The sequence below is a fragment of the Alteromonas sp. 4NH20-0056 genome (assembly GCF_057539655.1).
The window spans coordinates 1-17,005 of the sequence record NZ_BAAJLS010000011.1; the positions used below are offsets into that span (position 1 = coordinate 1).

The 17,005-nt window shown below is 44.7% G+C and carries 12 protein-coding genes; 7 read left to right on the forward strand and 5 right to left on the reverse strand.

The features are described from left to right. Nucleotides 1-172: 172 nt before the first annotated feature. The 6 genes from AC27EZ_RS15700 (at nt 173) to AC27EZ_RS15725 (ending at nt 9,192) form a co-directional block, all read left to right on the forward strand. Nucleotides 173-307 carry a hypothetical protein gene (locus AC27EZ_RS15700; protein WP_487136225.1) on the forward strand — a complete coding sequence of 45 codons (135 nt, stop codon included), beginning with the start codon at nt 173-175 and terminating at the stop codon, nt 305-307. Between the two features lie 274 nt (nt 308-581). Beyond that, nucleotides 582-1,634, forward strand: coding sequence for an aldo/keto reductase (locus AC27EZ_RS15705; RefSeq protein WP_487136226.1), 1,053 nt, complete (start codon nt 582-584; stop codon nt 1,632-1,634). Between the two features lie 137 nt (nt 1,635-1,771). Continuing rightward, complete coding sequence (locus tag AC27EZ_RS15710) at nt 1,772-4,741, forward strand: diguanylate cyclase domain-containing protein (RefSeq protein WP_487136227.1); 2,970 nt, start codon at nt 1,772-1,774, stop codon at nt 4,739-4,741. A 461-nt stretch (nt 4,742-5,202) separates the two neighbouring features. Then, nucleotides 5,203-6,390, forward strand: a complete 1,188-nt coding sequence (locus AC27EZ_RS15715) for a hypothetical protein (RefSeq protein WP_487136228.1) — start codon at nt 5,203-5,205, stop codon at nt 6,388-6,390. A 195-nt stretch (nt 6,391-6,585) separates the two neighbouring features. Further along, complete coding sequence (acs, locus tag AC27EZ_RS15720) at nt 6,586-8,532, forward strand: acetate--CoA ligase (protein WP_487136229.1); 1,947 nt, start codon at nt 6,586-6,588, stop codon at nt 8,530-8,532. Between the two features lie 12 nt (nt 8,533-8,544). Next, nucleotides 8,545-9,192, forward strand: coding sequence for a response regulator transcription factor (locus AC27EZ_RS15725; RefSeq protein ID WP_487136230.1), 648 nt, complete (start codon nt 8,545-8,547; stop codon nt 9,190-9,192). Nucleotides 9,193-9,219: 27 nt separating this feature from the next. Here AC27EZ_RS15725 and AC27EZ_RS15730 read toward each other — a convergent pair whose 3' ends face one another. The 4 genes from AC27EZ_RS15730 to rimK are packed head-to-tail and all read right to left on the reverse strand — an operon-like array spanning nt 9,220 to nt 12,551. Next, entirely contained in the window at nt 9,220-10,158 is a 939-nt protein-coding gene (locus AC27EZ_RS15730) for an amino acid ABC transporter substrate-binding protein (RefSeq protein ID WP_487136231.1), read from the reverse strand. 13 nt (nt 10,159-10,171) lie between these two features. Then, nucleotides 10,172-10,606, reverse strand: a complete 435-nt coding sequence (locus tag AC27EZ_RS15735) for an ATP-dependent zinc protease family protein (protein ID WP_487136232.1) — start codon at nt 10,604-10,606, stop codon at nt 10,172-10,174. A 7-nt stretch (nt 10,607-10,613) separates the two neighbouring features. Beyond that, the gene (locus AC27EZ_RS15740) at nt 10,614-11,645 is read right to left on the reverse strand and encodes a succinylglutamate desuccinylase/aspartoacylase family protein (protein ID WP_487136233.1); all 1,032 of its coding nucleotides are present in this window, start codon (nt 11,643-11,645) and stop codon (nt 10,614-10,616) included. Continuing rightward, nucleotides 11,646-12,551: a 30S ribosomal protein S6--L-glutamate ligase gene (rimK, locus tag AC27EZ_RS15745; RefSeq protein WP_487136234.1), complete on the reverse strand. Its 906-nt coding sequence runs from the start codon at nt 12,549-12,551 to the stop codon at nt 11,646-11,648. 224 nt (nt 12,552-12,775) lie between these two features. Here rimK and AC27EZ_RS15750 point away from each other — a divergent pair, with 224 nt between their 5' ends. Continuing rightward, nucleotides 12,776-13,387 (forward strand): mechanosensitive ion channel domain-containing protein, encoded by a 612-nt coding sequence (locus tag AC27EZ_RS15750; RefSeq protein ID WP_487136235.1) that lies wholly within the window; start codon nt 12,776-12,778, stop codon nt 13,385-13,387. An 86-nt stretch (nt 13,388-13,473) separates the two neighbouring features. Here the strand turns inward: AC27EZ_RS15750 and AC27EZ_RS15755 are convergent, their stop codons facing one another. Next, nucleotides 13,474-16,926 carry a PAS domain-containing hybrid sensor histidine kinase/response regulator gene (locus tag AC27EZ_RS15755; protein ID WP_487136236.1) on the reverse strand — a complete coding sequence of 1,151 codons (3,453 nt, stop codon included), beginning with the start codon at nt 16,924-16,926 and terminating at the stop codon, nt 13,474-13,476. Nucleotides 16,927-17,005 lie beyond the last annotated feature (79 nt).

The window sequence follows — 17,005 nt, forward strand, 5'->3', positions numbered from 1 at the left end:
ATTTATCTTATTTCCCCCGTTACCGTCAGACGGTATTCCTCTCTACTATTTGCTGATTACGTTAGTCGTCCGCATTCTTAATTTGTTTATACGATAATGGCGATTGATATTTGCCGCTTTAATCTTATTTGTAGATTTATGATAATCATTGCAACCAAAAAGGAGAGCGAATATGAACACTATCATTAAAAAACTATCAACAAAGAAAACGATTGCCACCCAAGCTAACGCGCAAGTGCGTACGCAATGTAATTACACCAATAATTATTATGGTGACCAAGTGTGCGTCAAAGTTAAGTCGTCATAGCACCACAGTGCTACATAATGTGCTAAGAGGTTATTAATACGAAACGCAATGTGTAAATGCGTTTCGTCTCCCTCATCTCTTGATGTCCTGTACAACCCTGCGATTAGGCTTATACGCTTGAAACGGGGTCGATACTTACCTTATTTTATCTTGTGTTAATCATCACTTTCGAGATTTTTTATTCTTGCTTTGGTATGTTCTTGCAATACTGGCGTATAGTGATAAACGCATTAAATAAAACCGCGCTAACAAGCAAGAATAAGCTGGAGAAAGTATGCAATACAATAAGCTAGGGGCAAGTGAGCTTTCAGTGTCGGACATTTGTCTAGGCACAATGACATGGGGTATTCAAAATACTCAGCAAGACGCTGATGCACAACTAGCGATGGCAATAGACCAAGGTATTAATTTTATTGATACTGCAGAAATGTATCCTATTCCTCCAAACAAAGAGACCTATGGCGATACCGAACGAATACTCGGTAATTGGCTGTCGAGAAATAGTGCGCTAAGAGATAAGCTCGTGGTCATGACGAAAGTGGCGGGAGCCGGGCTTTCTTATATCCGTGAAGGTGAGCCCATTACTCAAACGGCTGTTGCCACTGCACTCGATGCGTCGTTGAAACGTTTAAATAGCGACTACGTTGATGTATATCAGCTTCATTGGCCTAACCGTATGACACCGCATTTTGGCAAGCACTGGCCAAATCAAGTCGATCCTACTCGTATCTCTCCAGAGAAAGAAATCGACGGCATGCGCGATATTCTTACCGGTATCAAGGCGGCGTTAGATAGCGGAAAAATTCGTCATTGGGGTTTATCAGATGACACGCCATGGGGGATACATACATTCTTAACGCTTTGTCGCGAGATGAACATTCCTGCCCCGGTTTCCATACAAAATGAATTTAGCCTACTGCACGCTAAAGATTGGCCTTATTTAATTGAAATGTGCACCTTAGAAAACATTGCGTATTTACCATGGTCACCCTTAGCAACCGGTATGTTAAGTGGTAAGTACCAAAATAATGCGCGCCCGGAAGGTTCGCGCTGGACTATGACGCAGCGCCAAGGTTTGTTTCGAAATCAAACAACCGGCCATGAGGCCACAGCGCGCTACTGTGAAATTGCCGAACGTGCAGGAATTACACCGTCTCAATTAGCGCTTGCATGGTGTCAACAGGTACCGGGCGTGACCAGTACAATTATTGGAGCAACAACAACCGCACAATTGGCAGAAAACATCGATGGTTTCTCCGTTGCGTTGAGTGAGGATACGTTGACCAGCATTGGTGAAGTATTGCAGCAGTATCCCCTCGGATTTTAGACATAAGCAAAGCAGTCTTTACAGCATAGTGAAGACTGCCATAATTAATGATGTGACCATCACGTGTTAGCCTAAAAGGTTTTGTTATCGCGACTATGCGCTGTTTACTATTTTTTTTAATCGCTCAATGCTTTCTTGTGAATACCGTCGTTGCCTCTACGCAAGCCTCTTATCGGTCTGAACAATGGGAAGTGGCTAATAGCGATACCATCGAAAATGGGCAGAGAGTGGCAACCATCGGGTTGCCACAAATTTCAGTCAAAGCGATGGTGCAAGATAAAAGCGGGCTGATGTGGATAGGTACTGAAAATGGTTTAGCCCGTTTTGATGGGCGGCATTTTGAAATTTTTAATACCATCAATGCACCTAACTTACCGTCTAACTGGGTTACCCAGCTATACAGCGATGATAACGAAAAAGTGTGGGTGCTAACCGCTGATGGTGTAGCGATATTTGACGGAAACACATTTTCGCCGCTGACTGGAAATAAGAACACCTACACCAGTATTGCACAAACGCGCAATGGTGACATTTGGCTGGCAGGCAACGGGTTATGGCACTACCACGATGGGTCACTCAGCAAAGCTGGCTTTGCCACTGATGACGTTATTTCCGTTAACGCACACGGTGATAATTTATGGTTGCTGGAACGTACTAACCAGTTAGTACGAGTAAACCTTCAGGCTGAGCAAAGTGGTTCGCAGCAGTGTCGTTTTCAACTTCCCGATGATATTCGCATTGAAAATACGGTTGTGACTGCATCGCAGGTTTTTTTCGTCGCTTCAAACCGGCTATATGCGCTTCAATATGCAAACGATAATTGCCAATTACGTTATGCTACGCATAACGTTACTCAAGATATACAGCGTCTATCTCATGCTAATTCGAACAGAATACTTGCGCTTGATACTAATGGCAGACTCTTTCGCGTTACTCAATCTCCAGAAATAGCGTTAGTGCCACTCGATATAACACTGCCCGATAATATTACCCGTGATGATCCTCGTTTATATAGTAGCGGCGATGTCATCTGGCTCGGTACGAAAACTCAGGGGCTTATAAGTTATTGGAGCACGCCAATTAAGCGAGAAAATACTAACTCAGCGCTAGCTAACGCCCGAGTATGGTCGTTCTTCGTGTCTGATACGGTTTATGCGGCAACGGATTTGGGGATTTTTAAAAAGTCCGAATCAGGAGAGTGGCGCGACTATATTTCGCCAGCACTCATAGAGGGTGAAGAGGCCTACAGTTTTTTGATAAAAGACGACACGCATTATGTAGGAACGCGAAATGGTCTGTATATATCACGTAACAATGCTATGGCTTTTTTGCCGCAGAAAGGCGTCGATAATGTGCAGATAAATTCCCTCGTTGACGATGCTGACGGCGTTTATATTGCCAGCAATAATGGGTTATTCACGATAGACCCTGAGCGGCAAGTAACCCGCATTCCTTATTTTGCTAATCAGGCTGTACGTAGTGTTTACCGTGCAGTTGACAACAGATTATGGGTAGGCACCGAGTCAGGGCTTTATTATAACGATGGAACCGTATGGCAAGAATCCATGCTACCCACGCCAAATCGCCCCTTTGTATCTAGCATTACCGAAGATGACGAAAAAGGCGTGTATGTTGCCACTTACGGTGCTGGACTTTTCTACAAGCCGGATTCTGGAGCGTGGGTGCAATATTCGGGTATTAACGGATTGCCGTTTCAAAGTTTGTTCAGTGTTAATGTTGCTGAGGAGCAAGTATGGCTTAGTAGTGCTAGCGGCATTTTTACGCTAGATTTAAGCGCACTCAAAGACAATGAAATAAACCGTGTTATGTTGTTACGCGACGATGGTACATTTGTGTCTAGAGATGCACTACGCTGTTGTAATGGGGCGGGTAATCGAAGAGGCGTAGTGTTTGATAAGCGGGTCTATTTTCCTACTTTACAGGGGGTACTTTCACTACCGCTACAAGTCTATCAGATAAGGTCGACAGGAGTTGTCATTACGGGCACATTTCAAAATGGCATTCGCATTCAGCAAGATTCAGCTATTCAACTAGAAAGTAAAAATCGACATATTGAAATTGGTTTCACCCAGCCCATATTCGGCAGCGAGGACATTGCAAAATACCGATACCGGTTGACCGACAGTGCAAATGAATGGATTTATGCAGGTGAACGAAACGTTGCCTATTTCACAAACCTTCCGCCCGGGGAGTCCACTTTTGAGGTTCAAGCAACGTTTGATGGTATCCACTGGGGAAGTCCCGCACACCTTATAATTAACGCTGATGCATTTTGGTGGGAGCAGTGGTGGGCGAAAGTGATACTCATTGGCTTAGCCATTCTTTTGCTTTATGGGTTGGTGTTATTACGAACCAAGACGCTTGAAGCGCAGAATGCCCGTCTAGAACATATTGTTAAAGAGCGCACATCGGCGTATGAAAATGTTAACCGTCAGCTGGAAGAAAAGAATGTCGTACTGAAGCATGCTGCCAATACCGATTTGTTGACAGGGTTAAATAATCGCCGTGCAATCAAAGAGTTTCTTCCTGGCTTACTGAACTTGATAAACAGGCGGCTGGATAAGGGCAATCAACACGACGTGGTATGCGCAATTTTTCTACTAGATTTAGATAACTTTAAGCGTATCAACGATTCTTTTGGGCATGATAAGGGCGATGAGGTGTTAATAAGTGCTGCAAATGCAATCAAGCACGTAAGCCGAGCAGACGATTGCTTATTGCGCTGGGGCGGAGAAGAGTTTTTATTTATTGTTCCCAGCATATTAATGTCAGACATCACCACGCTTAATAAACGAATACACGGTGCACTTGCCAATATTCATATTTCATTGGAATTACCTACGCCAATTACTTTCTCTGCGGGGGCTACTTATATCCCTTGGGGTGAGGGTGCTGTCGATGTAACAACATGGCAGCGCTCGTTGTTGCTAGTCGATTGGGCACTGTATAAGGTGAAAAATACGGGGCGTAACAACACCTATTTTGTCGAACCTACGGTGTCGCTTAACCATTGGTTGCATTGGAGCAAAGACGGTATTGATAAGGCAGAACACGAAGCGCTGCTCTCAATGAAGCCACTGCTGTAAGCAATAACATGAAAAGGCGAATAGGTGCGTAACAGTCTTCATCATTTTAAATATACCACTTTCTTTAAACGATTAGCGGTATTCCCTCGCTTAACTGCTCGTTTTCTCACAACACCACCTATACTTATTCTTCCATTACGTAGTAACGAAGGCGTTAGTTACTTAACCGCGTTTCATTCTTTTAGTTGCGATCACAAGATCGATTTTTAGATTAAGCATAAGCTTTACCGTTCAAAAGCCTATGAAAACACTATAAATCGTAAGACTTTGGTCGCACCGAGCGTGATATGTAGAGTAATTTTCTAATTTTTATCTCACAATTAACTTGTTTAATAAATGTTAAGTTTTCGTTAGCGGGTTGAGGGCGAGCACCAATGCTGTTTACGTCTCTTGTTTTCCCACTAAAGAATAATTCAGACGTTCGAATCTGATTTTGATGATTGTAAATACGGGAGAATCACATGTTAAAGCGAATTGCAGCTTCTGTTGCATTAGTATTAGTAAACACACCGGTTGACGCTTTTGAGTTTAGTTTCAAAGGAATGATAAAAACGGAAGCGGTCACCTCAAGTCAGGGGATTGCAAGTTACGGCAGTACCTATAGTCAAGTGGCGCCAACCCATGCATTACGCACGGATATTTTTGGAGGTGCTCCTGCAACCGAACAGCAGACTAACTTTTTAGAATCTGAATCTACGTCTTTCCAAGCTGCCCAATCGCGGTTCTCGCTAAACATGAAGCATGAAAAGATTCGTGGTGTTTTGGAGTTTGATTTTATTGATGGTGAAGACGGTTTTACCAACCAAACTGCTATTCAGGCGCAAGAGGCAAGGTTACGACTAGCCACACTTTATTATGATTATTCAAAGAACCTAACTATTTTCGGTGGTCAGAAATGGTCAACCGCATCAGGTATCAAGTCGAGCGGAAGCTATAACTGGATTGGTAATGCGTTTCGCGCGGGTAACACGGGTTTCTTAGCGATGGAGGTTGGGGCAACGTATAAAATCGACGACTTAACCATTACCGGTGCGCTGACAGGAAAAGGGCGTAATGCAACCGCGGGAGGTATTAATGCTAACGAGTTAGGGCGCATGCCGGGCCTTGCTGTTGATGTTAACTACAAATTTTCTGGCCATACGGTAGGTTTTGCTGGTCACGTTGCTAGCCTTCAATTTGAAGACGAGCCGAATTTTGGTGCGGGTGAAAACCAAGATGCGAATCTATTTAAGGTGTATACCACCCTTAATTTTGGCGACGTGAGCGTTAATGCTGAATACTATTCAGGTGAAGCGTTAAATAACCAAAACGCTTTGGGTATAGCGCCTGCAGCTAGGCTGAATGCAGATGGACAAGTAAGAGAAAGTTTCAGCGAGACCGGGTTCTTTACCTTTGTAAGCTGGAACGTTAGCCCTGATAGTAACGTGAAAGTGGGGTACGCCAGTGCCTCTGTCGATGACAGCGAACGTGACCGGTTAAGCCTTACCGAGCTTAACAAGAATACTACTGCGTATATTAACTATGGCTACAAAGTGACAACAGGCCTAACCGCCTTCGCCCAGCTTACTCATTTCGACACTGAGTATGGTGTTGACTATGAAAACTTTACTGCAACGGTAGCCCGTGCCGGGGTTGTATTTAAGTTCTAATCCAACGCACAACACACGTCATATGCTGACTATCAATGAGTAAAGATGGTCAGCATGTGTTCGTGTCTTTCCCCACCAATTCGCGAAGTAAAAATAGCCGTTAAGACCAAAGTCTCATTTTTCTTTAGTACTGAATGATTAGAGTGGTTAGTATGAAGCGTAACCTTTTATCTATTTGATTTCGGAGGCAACATTATGACTGCCAGTAAGACCTACCCTGTACCAGATTCTATTTTACAATCGACGCATTTAACAGCGGCGCAATATGACGAGATGTACCAGCAGTCAATTGACAACCCTGATGCATTTTGGGGCGAACATGCAAGTATGCTCGAGTGGTACAGTAAGCCAACAAAGGTGCAAAATACGCATTTTGGTGCTGACGATGTCTCAATTAAATGGTTCGAAGACGGTAGCTTAAATGCAAGCTATAACTGTATTGACCGACACCTTGCCAAGCATGCCACAAAAGTGGCCTATTACTGGGAAGGTGATTCGCCAGAAGACAGTCAGGAAGTCACATATCAGCAGGTACACTATGAAGTGTGCAAGCTTGCTAATGCCCTTAAAAAAATGGGTGTTACGAAGGGTGATCGCGTTGCGATCTACATGCCTATGGCGCCGGAAGCGGCTTATGCCATGCTGGCATGTGCACGCATTGGTGCCGTTCATTCTGTCATCTTCGGTGGTTTTTCTCCTAATGCCATTGCCGACAGAATCAATGATAGTGCGGCGAAAGTGATCATTACCGCCGATGAAGGACGCCGAGCGGGCCGCGCAATTCCATTGAAAGCCAATGTTGATAAGGCGCTTGCCAATAATGCGTGCCCGTCGATTACGCATGTTGTCGTGCAGAAGCTAACGGGTGGAAACGTTGAGTGGAATAGTGACCATGATGTGTGGTGGCATGACGCGATAGACGATTGCTCGGCTCAATGTGAACCTGAGGTCATGAATGCCGAAGACCCGCTATTCATTTTGTATACCTCTGGTTCAACCGGCACGCCTAAAGGCGTTGTTCATACTACCGGTGGTTATCTGCTTTATACGGCGATGACATTTAAATATGTGTTTGATTACAAAGACGATGATATTTATTGGTGTACGGCGGATGTAGGTTGGATCACGGGCCATAGCTATATGGTTTATGGGCCAATGATTAACGCCGCATCGCAGGTGTTTTTTGAAGGCGTGCCAACGTATCCTGATGTGCGACGTATTGCGCAGGTTGTCGAAAAATATAAGGTTAGTAGCCTGTACACTGCCCCCACTGCTATTCGAGCCCTGATGGCACACGGTGACAAACCGGCAGAAGGTTGTGACCTTTCTTCGCTGCGCTTGCTAGGTACAGTGGGCGAGCCTATCAACCCAGAAGCATGGGAGTGGTATTACCGTGTTATTGGGCAAAGCCGTTGTCCGATTATGGATACATGGTGGCAGACTGAAACTGGTGGCCACATGATTACACCGCTTCCTGGGGCCACAAGTTTGAAACCTGGCTCGGCAACACGTCCGTTTTTTGGTATCCAACCTGCGCTTTTTGATGCTGATGGCAATGAACTTGATGGAGCCGCTGAAGGCAACTTAGTTATTAAGGCAAGCTGGCCAAGCCAAGCGAGAACGGTCTATGGCGACCATCAACGTTTTATTAATACCTATTTCAGTGCTTATAAAGGCGTCTATTTCACCGGCGATGGTGCAAGACGTGATGAAGACGGCGATTATTGGATAACCGGGCGCGTAGATGATGTATTAAATGTTTCGGGCCACCGCTTGGGTACGGCTGAAATTGAAAGTGCATTGGTCGCACACACTAAAGTGGCTGAAGCTGCGGTTGTGGGTTATCCCCACGATATTAAAGGGCAGGGTATTTATGTGTACGTGACGCCTAACGAAGGCGTAGTGGTCGACGATGCACTCACTAAAGAGCTGAAAGCCTGGGTACGCCAAGAATTAAGCCCAATTGCAACACCAGACATGATCCAATGGTCGAACGGCCTTCCTAAGACAAGGTCTGGCAAAATTATGCGTCGTATATTGCGCAAAATTGCCGCGAACGAGCATGAGCAATTAGGTGATACATCGACATTGGCGGATCCATCAGTTGTTGATACACTCATTAAGGAGCGACTGAATAAGTGAAAGGATAAATCAATGATAACTTTACTCATTGCCGATGATCATCCGTTGTATCGGGATGCCCTGCGGGGGGCGTTATCATTGTCTTTACCAGCCTTGACGCTGCTTGAGGCTGGTGACTTAACCAGTACGGTCGACATGCTAAATGAAAACGATGTCGACCTGCTGCTTCTTGATTTACATATGCCAGGCAGCAACGACTTGTTTGGTTTGCTTCACATTCGCAAGCTGTATCCTGATGTACCCGTGGCGGTTGTGTCTGGAACTGAAGACGCGTTACTCATTACTAAGATCATGAGTGCAGGTGCGTTAGGGTTTATTCCTAAAACCGCTAGTTCGTCTGATATCGCTGAAGCGGTCAACGCCATTTTAGATGGCGATGTCTGGTTACCGCCTAATTTAAGTGACAGTGTTGACGAAGTTGATGAGGCATTTTCTGCATTGGCTGATAATGTCGCATCGCTCACGCCGTCACAATACAAAGTGTTATGTTTTATGCGTGATGGGCTGTTAAATAAACAGATTGGTTATAATTTAGATATCGCTGAAGCAACCGTAAAAGCGCACGTAACTGCCATTTTCAAAAAGCTAGGTATCAACAACCGAACGCAAGCAGTATTAATCGCCTCGCAACTAGAATTAGAGCCCCCCACGAGCAGATAGCATAGGTTATCTACGCTGTGGGTGATGTTATTGCTTTACATCATGCAAGCCATTATTTTCGTTTGCAAAGTGCGGCATAAATGTGTCCATTGCCTGTTTGCTCGGCTCACTTAATAGTGGGTTTTCGAGTGGAATAACCGCTCTACCTTTTAGCATATTCATACTGTCTTTATACAACTCTTGAGCGAACAGGTGGCGCTGGAATTCACCGTTTTTAATGAGGATAAGTAGGCCTTCGGTAATGCGCTCTGCAAGCAAAGCATTATCGATTCCAGTAAAGAAAAACATAGGGCTAGGGTAGGAGAGTACGAGGTTAGGCTCAATCACTAAATTGCGAGATAACGCTTTATTACTCTCTTCACCGTCAATTTCCATAATACCGCGGGGATACATGTCGGCGAACCCTTCAGCTACGATACGAAAAGAGGCGCGGTAGGTTGTCTCTAAGACTCCGATATTGTTGTGACGCAAAATTTTAGTGTCTGGCCAGTCATATCCTTGCACGGCACGTAGTTGTTGAAGCTGTGAAAGTGTGAGCGGGGTATTAAAGGTAGTCGCGCTTTCGTTTATCAGAAGAACGCGTTTTCCGAATAAACCCGCCATAATGGGGATGCGCACTGCAAGATGCTGGGCTTCTCTATCCTTAGACGTTACGCTCCACGTTACATCTAGTAAATCATGCTCTAAACTGCGCAGTTGGCGCTCTTGTGCGAGTTCACTCTCGGAAATGACAAATTCAAATGTACCATAACGCTCTTGCGTGGCGATCATTGCCATTTCTAGCAATGATTTTGCATACAGAAACACGCCATCGCGGCCAGGATGCACATTCGGCAAACGAAGTTCGGTATGTGCATTGGCGTCGGGGAGGGTGATATCATTATCTTGTGCGCAGACACTACTATTAATGCCGCCAAGCGCGATAAAAGATGTTAAAAAAACAGTTGTGGTAATGCTCCTTTTCACCCACTCTTCCTTCTTAATCGATACTGGTTAGTAAATACTCGTATTCTGGGTCAACGACAAACCGGCCTTCCATTGCTTCACGCCCAAGAAGCATGAGATACGTCATTTCCGACCTATCTGTCAGTGTTAGTTTAATATCCCACTGCATGTCTTCCATAATTATAGACGTAGTTATGACATAACGCCTTTCTCTTGTTGCCGTTGAGCTTTTTACGCGTTTTCTGGCTTCGACTTTTGCTTCTCTTCGCACCACATTTTTTACGTTATGAATATCAGGGTGAATATCGAACTGAATCCATAGTTCACCATCTCGTTCTACTTCTTCAATGTTATCAACGTGCAAAGAGGACGTAGCCGCCCCTGTGTCTACTCTTACATGCAACCCCTTTATAGCGAGTGCCGGAAGGTTACAACGCTCTACGACACCAACAGTTTTTTTGTCTTTCACTGTATTCTCACTCAATGTCTAGCTGCTCTTGTGGAAGCAGGTTATCTTGAAGTAATTCAACATGCTCAGCTACCGTGTCAGGTTGGGTAAAATAAGCAATGTGATATATTGCCTCACCTTCTTGGGTGAGCGGAATATTCTGTTTTCCTATTACTACGCCCTCGGCAGGGCTAATAATGTTTGCCAAATGGGCACCAAAAGGGTCAGCAACGCTGGCTAATTTATCGCCTTTACTCACGTGGTCGCCCAATTGCGCCAAATGCGTTACAAAACCACTTTCAGGTGAACGAACCCAGCCACTTTGACGCGCAACAAAACGCGAAATACTGTGGCCTTTTGCCCTACCTTTATTCAGCATGCCTAAATGGCGCATGGTATTAATAATACCCTTTACGCCAGCCCTAATTGAAAACTCGTCGTAACGTAGTGCTTGACCAGCCTCATATAACAGCACTTTAACACCGTTGTCGCTTGCTGCCTGACGAAGTGAACCTTCGCGAATTTCTGCATTAAGTAACACTGGCACGCCGAAGGCTTCTGCCATTGCTAATACTTCAGGGTCATCAAGGTCTGCCCTGATTTGTGGCAAGTTACTACGGTGTATTGCGCCAGTATGAAGATCGATGCCTACATCGCATTTACTGACGATTTCTTTAAAGAAAAGATTCGCTAATCGCCCTGCCAATGACCCTTTTTTGCTCCCTGGAAAGCTGCGATTTAAATCGCGCCTATCAGGTAAATAACGAGACTGGTTAAGTACGCCATACACATTAACCATTGGAACAGCGATAAGCGTTCCACGAAGGCGATTAATGGCGCTCGAGCGCATTAGACGCCCAATGATCTCGATACCATTTAATTCATCTCCATGAATAGCTGCGCTGACAAACATCACCGGGCCCGGTCGCTTTCCTCGTTTTACGAAAACAGGAATGCTCATGTTAGTTGCGGTATACAAGGGAGGCATTTCAAGGTCAATTTTGACCGACTCGCCCATTGCAACCTTTTGCCCGCCAATAGTTAATATGTCGCCTTTCATTTAGCCCTGACCTTTAGTTTTTGTTTTGTGTGGCTGTGCGCTCTTTTCGATAAAATCAATAATCATACCTGCCACGTTTTTGTTCGTTGCTTTTTCAATACCTTCAAGGCCTGGCGATGAGTTAACTTCCATCACAACAGGGCCATTGTTTGAGCGCAAAATATCAACACCACAACAGTTAAGCCCCATGGTTTTAGCCGCATCTACGGCGGTTTTACGTTCAGCAGGACTTAGTCTGACTAAGCTAGCTTGGCCCCCACGGTGTAAATTAGAACGGAACTCGCCAGGTGCAGCTTGACGTTTCATTGCCGCAATAACCTTTCCGCCTACCACCAAGCAACGAATGTCGCTGCCGCCAGCTTCTTTTATAAACTCTTGAACCAAAATACTGGCATCTAACCCCATAAAGGCTTCAATAATAGATTCGGCTGCTTTATGTGTGTCGGCAAGCACAACGCCGATACCCTGTGTACCTTCTAATAGCTTAATGACAACAGGAGCACCCCCTACTGTTTTGATTACGTCATCAATTTTATCCGGGTGGTGGGCAAAGCCTGTGCGCGGCATGCCAATCCCTTTACGAGAAAGCAGTTGTAATGAACGAAGCTTGTCGCGAGAACGGCTAATAGCCACTGACTCGTTAAGGCTGTAAGTCCCCATCATTTCAAACTGCCTTACTACTGATGTACCGTAAAAACTTACAGAAGCGCCAATACGAGGAATAACAGCGTCGTAACGAGGCAGCCTTTTACCTTTATATCTCACGGATGGATTGGCGCTGGTCACATCCATGTAGCAATGCATGGTATCGATGACATCTACTTCATGTCCTCGCTCTTTCCCCGCTTCTACTAAACGTGACGTAGAATATAAACGAGGGTTTCTGGATAAAATCGCAATGCGCATTATATAAAGCCTTTGAGTTAGTTGGTTTGCCATTTATACTTTAGTGTAATGTTGTCTGGCGATAAAGTGGCGTAAGAAAAAAATACAGTAAATTTGCGCGCATACTAGTTTTTACGCGTCGCTTTGTCTTACAAATAATTATTATGCTGATGAGCGAATTATTTGTATGAAGTTTATTACATCTCATCTTACTATGCGCGCTTTTTAATCGAGGAGCAACGGACATGTCCGAATTGTGGCAACACGCGTTACTGTGGTTTTACGCTTACCAGCCCAACATCATTTGGAGCGGAGTTGTTGTGCTGTTCTACTTGGTGGTGTCTCGAAAATTACTGCCTAAAGTAGAGAGCAATATAACAAAGTCTAAGTTGAAATCAGGCAGCGCGTTGAAAGGCTTGTTTGCCGCCCGAGTTATTGTTGCAACCGTTTCTTTGTCGCTATTGTTGCTGGCGTGGGGCATAGACTTTTCAGGTCTGTTGGTCCTTTCTACATCAATTATCACCGTCACCGGGGTAGCACTATTCGCAAGCTGGTCGTTAATCAGTAATATCACGGCGTACTTTATACTATTAACCAATGTCGCTTACCGGCGTGGCAACTTTATTCGAATTCTTGACGGTGATAACTTTATTGAAGGCTACATTGCAGATTTAGGGCCTTTTAGCACACGGCTTTTAACCGCAGAACGAGAAACATTGATGTACCCTAATAACTTAATACTGACGCGACCTGTGCTAATTAACCCAAAAACAGTGTGGGGAACAATGGGAAAAGTGACCGCCACGCTTCCTGTTGATGACGCGTCTATAGAACCCCTCACGCCCCCTCAGGCATAAAAGATAAACCTACATTTTGTATTAACAAATACCTAAATTTTGCGTGTATATGCGGGTAGCGGTTTCAGGCTATTCAGCCAGTTTCCTTACTCGCTCACGTTGTTATGTGCCTCTTCAATATATCGCGTCATACTTTGTAGTAGCGCTCGAAGTTTCGCTGGCTTTAATGGTTTTGATAAATAGTTAACCCCTTGTTCTTTGCAACGGGATACCAAGCTTTCATCTGGTGTGGCGGTAATTAGCGCTGCCGGAATGACAATGTTAAGCCTTAACCTGATGGCATCAATAAGTGCCAGCCCGTTTTTGTTGTCATCATGACTAAGTTGATAGTCCATTAATAAAATGTGCGGAGGTATTGCATCGCAAAGCGCGAGCGCATCTTCCCAGTTGTTGGCAAGGCGCACGGCAATGCCCCACTTTTCAAGCAACGTCTTCATAGCGTCTAAGTTCTCTTTTTGGTCATCAACACACAGCACTTGAAGACCAGAAAACGTTGTCGCTTTTTTAGTTTTTGTTGTGGCTTCATCGATAACCGGCGTAGTGCTTAAAAGTGATATTGAAAAGTGACTTCCTCGATGAATGGTAGATGAAACGTTAATATCGCTCTGTAACTGCTTACTTAGCCGTTTTACTACCCCAAGCCCCAGCCCAAGTCCATGCTCGTTACTTTGATTCGTTCGATAAAAATCACCAAATATCGCATTTTGTTTATCGCTAGAAATGCCTATTCCAGTATCGTAAACACTAAAGACTACACGGTCCTTTTGTGTTTTTACGGTCAGTAGTACCTTGCCTTTTTCAGTGTACTTCACTGCATTTGAAAGCAAGTTTTGCAGTATTCTATACAGATATGTTTTATCTGCTTTCACCCATACAGGACGAATGATGGCGTTAAGAGAAAGGCCTTTCTCTTTTGCTCGCATCGCCATCTCATCTACAAGGGGTGTGAGTAAGGCTTTCACATTTACCGCTTCAATTTCAGGTTTCATTTCACCTTGATCGAGTCGAGAGATATCGAGCAGGGTACCAATTAACGCTTCGCTGGACGCTACGCTATGATTAAGTTTATGGACGATGGTACTTGCTGCTGTTGACAGTTCCTGCTCTTCTAACGCGGTTATATAAAGTTTTGCGGCGTTTAGCGGTTGTAATACATCGTGGCTGGCTAATGCTAAAAATCGTGACTTGCTCGCATTGGCATCTTCTGCTGCTTTTCGAGCGCGAATAAGTTCCTTTTCAGCTTCTGAGCGCCGTTCTATCTCTAGACGTAACTCAGCATTAATGGAATGCACTTCTGCCGTGCGCTTTTTGATACGTGCTTCCAAATCAATATTTGATTCTTCAAGCGCTTGTTGAATTTCAACATGCCCCGTGATGTCATTGAAGCTAGTAACAAAGCCGCCACCAGGGAGAGGATTGCCGACCATTTCTATCACTCGACCGTCTTGACGTTGGCGAATAAATCGATGTGTACGCCCCGAGCGCAAGTGCTCTAAGCGTTTATTAACCTCTTCTTCAACGTTTTCAGAGCCGAACTCACCTTGCGTTCCGTTATATCGGATAAGTTTTTCGATAGGCGTGCCTACCGACAAGAGCTCTTCAGGGTAAGGGTAGAGTGCGGCGTAACGTTTATTCCAGGCCACTAAGTTTAAGTGTTTATCAACGACGCTTATGCCTTGATCCATATTTTCAAGCGAGGTAAGCAGTGCAGTCATGTTGAATTGCATTGCCTGTGTTGTATCATCGAAGAAATTAATGACTTCGGTGAAGTCCATTTTCTTTCCGCGCAGGGCACTATCTAACAACACTTTTGCGCTTGATGCGCCAATTACTCCCCCAAGTGCGCGCTCGCAGAACGCCAAAAAGGCTTCATCGGGCGTATCATCATTTTTCAATTCACAGTGGTTTAATTGTTGGTATTGGTCGATAAGTTGGTCGCATCGGCCTGAGCCCATGAATGTGGAGAGCAGGGTGATGAGGTCGGAAACTTTTACGTTTCCATGCTGGTTTTTTGAGACGCTGTTAGATGCCATTGTGGGTGAAACAAAGGCTTCTGCTTGAATGCGATCAATAAGTCGTTGTGGTGCAAACCAAGAGAAAATAACGTATACGAGAGCATTAACCGCTAAACTAATCATGGCGCCTTGGCTAATAAGGTCGTTTTGCTCTACCTGTGAAACCCGGTCGCCAACCACCGGCAGCACCAGCCATAACACCCAAATAATAAACCCAACGAGTAAGCCAGCATAGACACCATGCGCATGTCCACGTTTCCAGTATAAGCCCCCTACAATGGCAGGCATAAGTTGTATAACCAAAGAAAATGCAATTAACCCGATAGAGTGAAGCGAGCGGCTGGTGGTCATTTGTTGATGATACAAAAATGCCATTAATAAAATAAAACCAATGACTAAACGCCGAATAAGTCTGATTTGTTTTGAGAAGTCCTGTGTTTGTTCTGTGGCGTCTTTTAGAGCCAAATAGCGCGGCAGAATCACATCATTCGTCAACATAGTACTTAACGTAAGTGTGGCAACAATGATCATGGCCGTAGCAGCAGACAGCCCCCCAATAAACACAATAACTTGCAGTAATACTGATTCTGAAAATACAGCAAGAGAGAGGACAAACGAGTCAGGTTCAACCGCCTGGCCGTGAAATATTGCTTTACCTGCAATGGCAATAACAGGAATGACAGCAGAGATAATAGCCAGATAAAGCGGGAACAACCAGCGAGCGGTTTTGATATGCCCAAGGCTTAAATTGTCTATGATTGCCACGTGAAACTGCCGTGGCAGACAGACGATAGCTGCCGCCGCCATGATGGTTTGTGCAATAAACGTAAACGAACCAAATTGCGACAGCGCCGCTTCATTCATAAAGCTTTCGAAAAATGGGCCAGACTGCGCTTGTTTCCACGCACTATAGCCGACAATCGCAACAAGGACTAAAGCGAGTAGCTTTATTGTCGACTCAAACGCAATAGCAAGCATTAGCCCGCGCCTGTACTGGGTCACATCGGTTTGTTTTGTTCCAAAATAAATTGCAAAAATGGCGATGAAGGCTGTGGCCGCCATAATAATAAACTGGCTGTTTTCTTGTTGAGTGAGAAGCTGAAAGGTCGATCCAACGGCCTTAAGTTGCAATGCGATATAAGGGATAGTTGCTAATAACGCAATCAATGTGACAAATAGCGCCACGGTTTGACGTTTACCGTAACGCGACGCAATAAAGTCAGAAATCGTGGTGATATGCTGCTTTTTACTGACGAGCGTTAGTTTATAAATAAATTTATAGCCGAGTAAATACACTAACATGGGGCCTAACATGATAGGCAGGTAAATCCACGTGTCTCTGCTAGCTTGGCCAACCATGCCAAAAAAGGTCCACGCCGTACAATATATGGCGAGCGCAAGTGAATATATTGCAGGATGAGACGTTAACGCCCGCGCGGTCGGCGAGTTTTTATCCCCCCAACTGGCAAGTGAAAACAGTAGAAAAAGATAGAGAACTGCAAGGGTGACCCAACCGAATGTCATACCATTCCTTTAACGTGTTATTTACAACTACATGTCCATTATAAGCATTTCGACCATAGTCTACCTACGACCATGGTCT

Coding starts and splice junctions, on each gene's coding strand:
- AC27EZ_RS15725 (WP_487136230.1), top strand. CDS start 8,545: ATGATAACTTTACTCATTGCCGATGATCATCCGTTGTATCGGGATGCC.
- AC27EZ_RS15740 (WP_487136233.1), bottom strand. CDS start 11,645: ATGAAAGGCGACATATTAACTATTGGCGGGCAAAAGGTTGCAATGGGC.
- rimK (WP_487136234.1), bottom strand. CDS start 12,551: ATGCGCATTGCGATTTTATCCAGAAACCCTCGTTTATATTCTACGTCA.
- AC27EZ_RS15750 (WP_487136235.1), top strand. CDS start 12,776: ATGTCCGAATTGTGGCAACACGCGTTACTGTGGTTTTACGCTTACCAG.
- AC27EZ_RS15715 (WP_487136228.1), top strand. CDS start 5,203: ATGTTAAAGCGAATTGCAGCTTCTGTTGCATTAGTATTAGTAAACACA.
- AC27EZ_RS15700 (WP_487136225.1), top strand. CDS start 173: ATGAACACTATCATTAAAAAACTATCAACAAAGAAAACGATTGCCACC.
- AC27EZ_RS15705 (WP_487136226.1), top strand. CDS start 582: ATGCAATACAATAAGCTAGGGGCAAGTGAGCTTTCAGTGTCGGACATT.
- AC27EZ_RS15755 (WP_487136236.1), bottom strand. CDS start 16,926: ATGACATTCGGTTGGGTCACCCTTGCAGTTCTCTATCTTTTTCTACTG.
- acs (WP_487136229.1), top strand. CDS start 6,586: ATGACTGCCAGTAAGACCTACCCTGTACCAGATTCTATTTTACAATCG.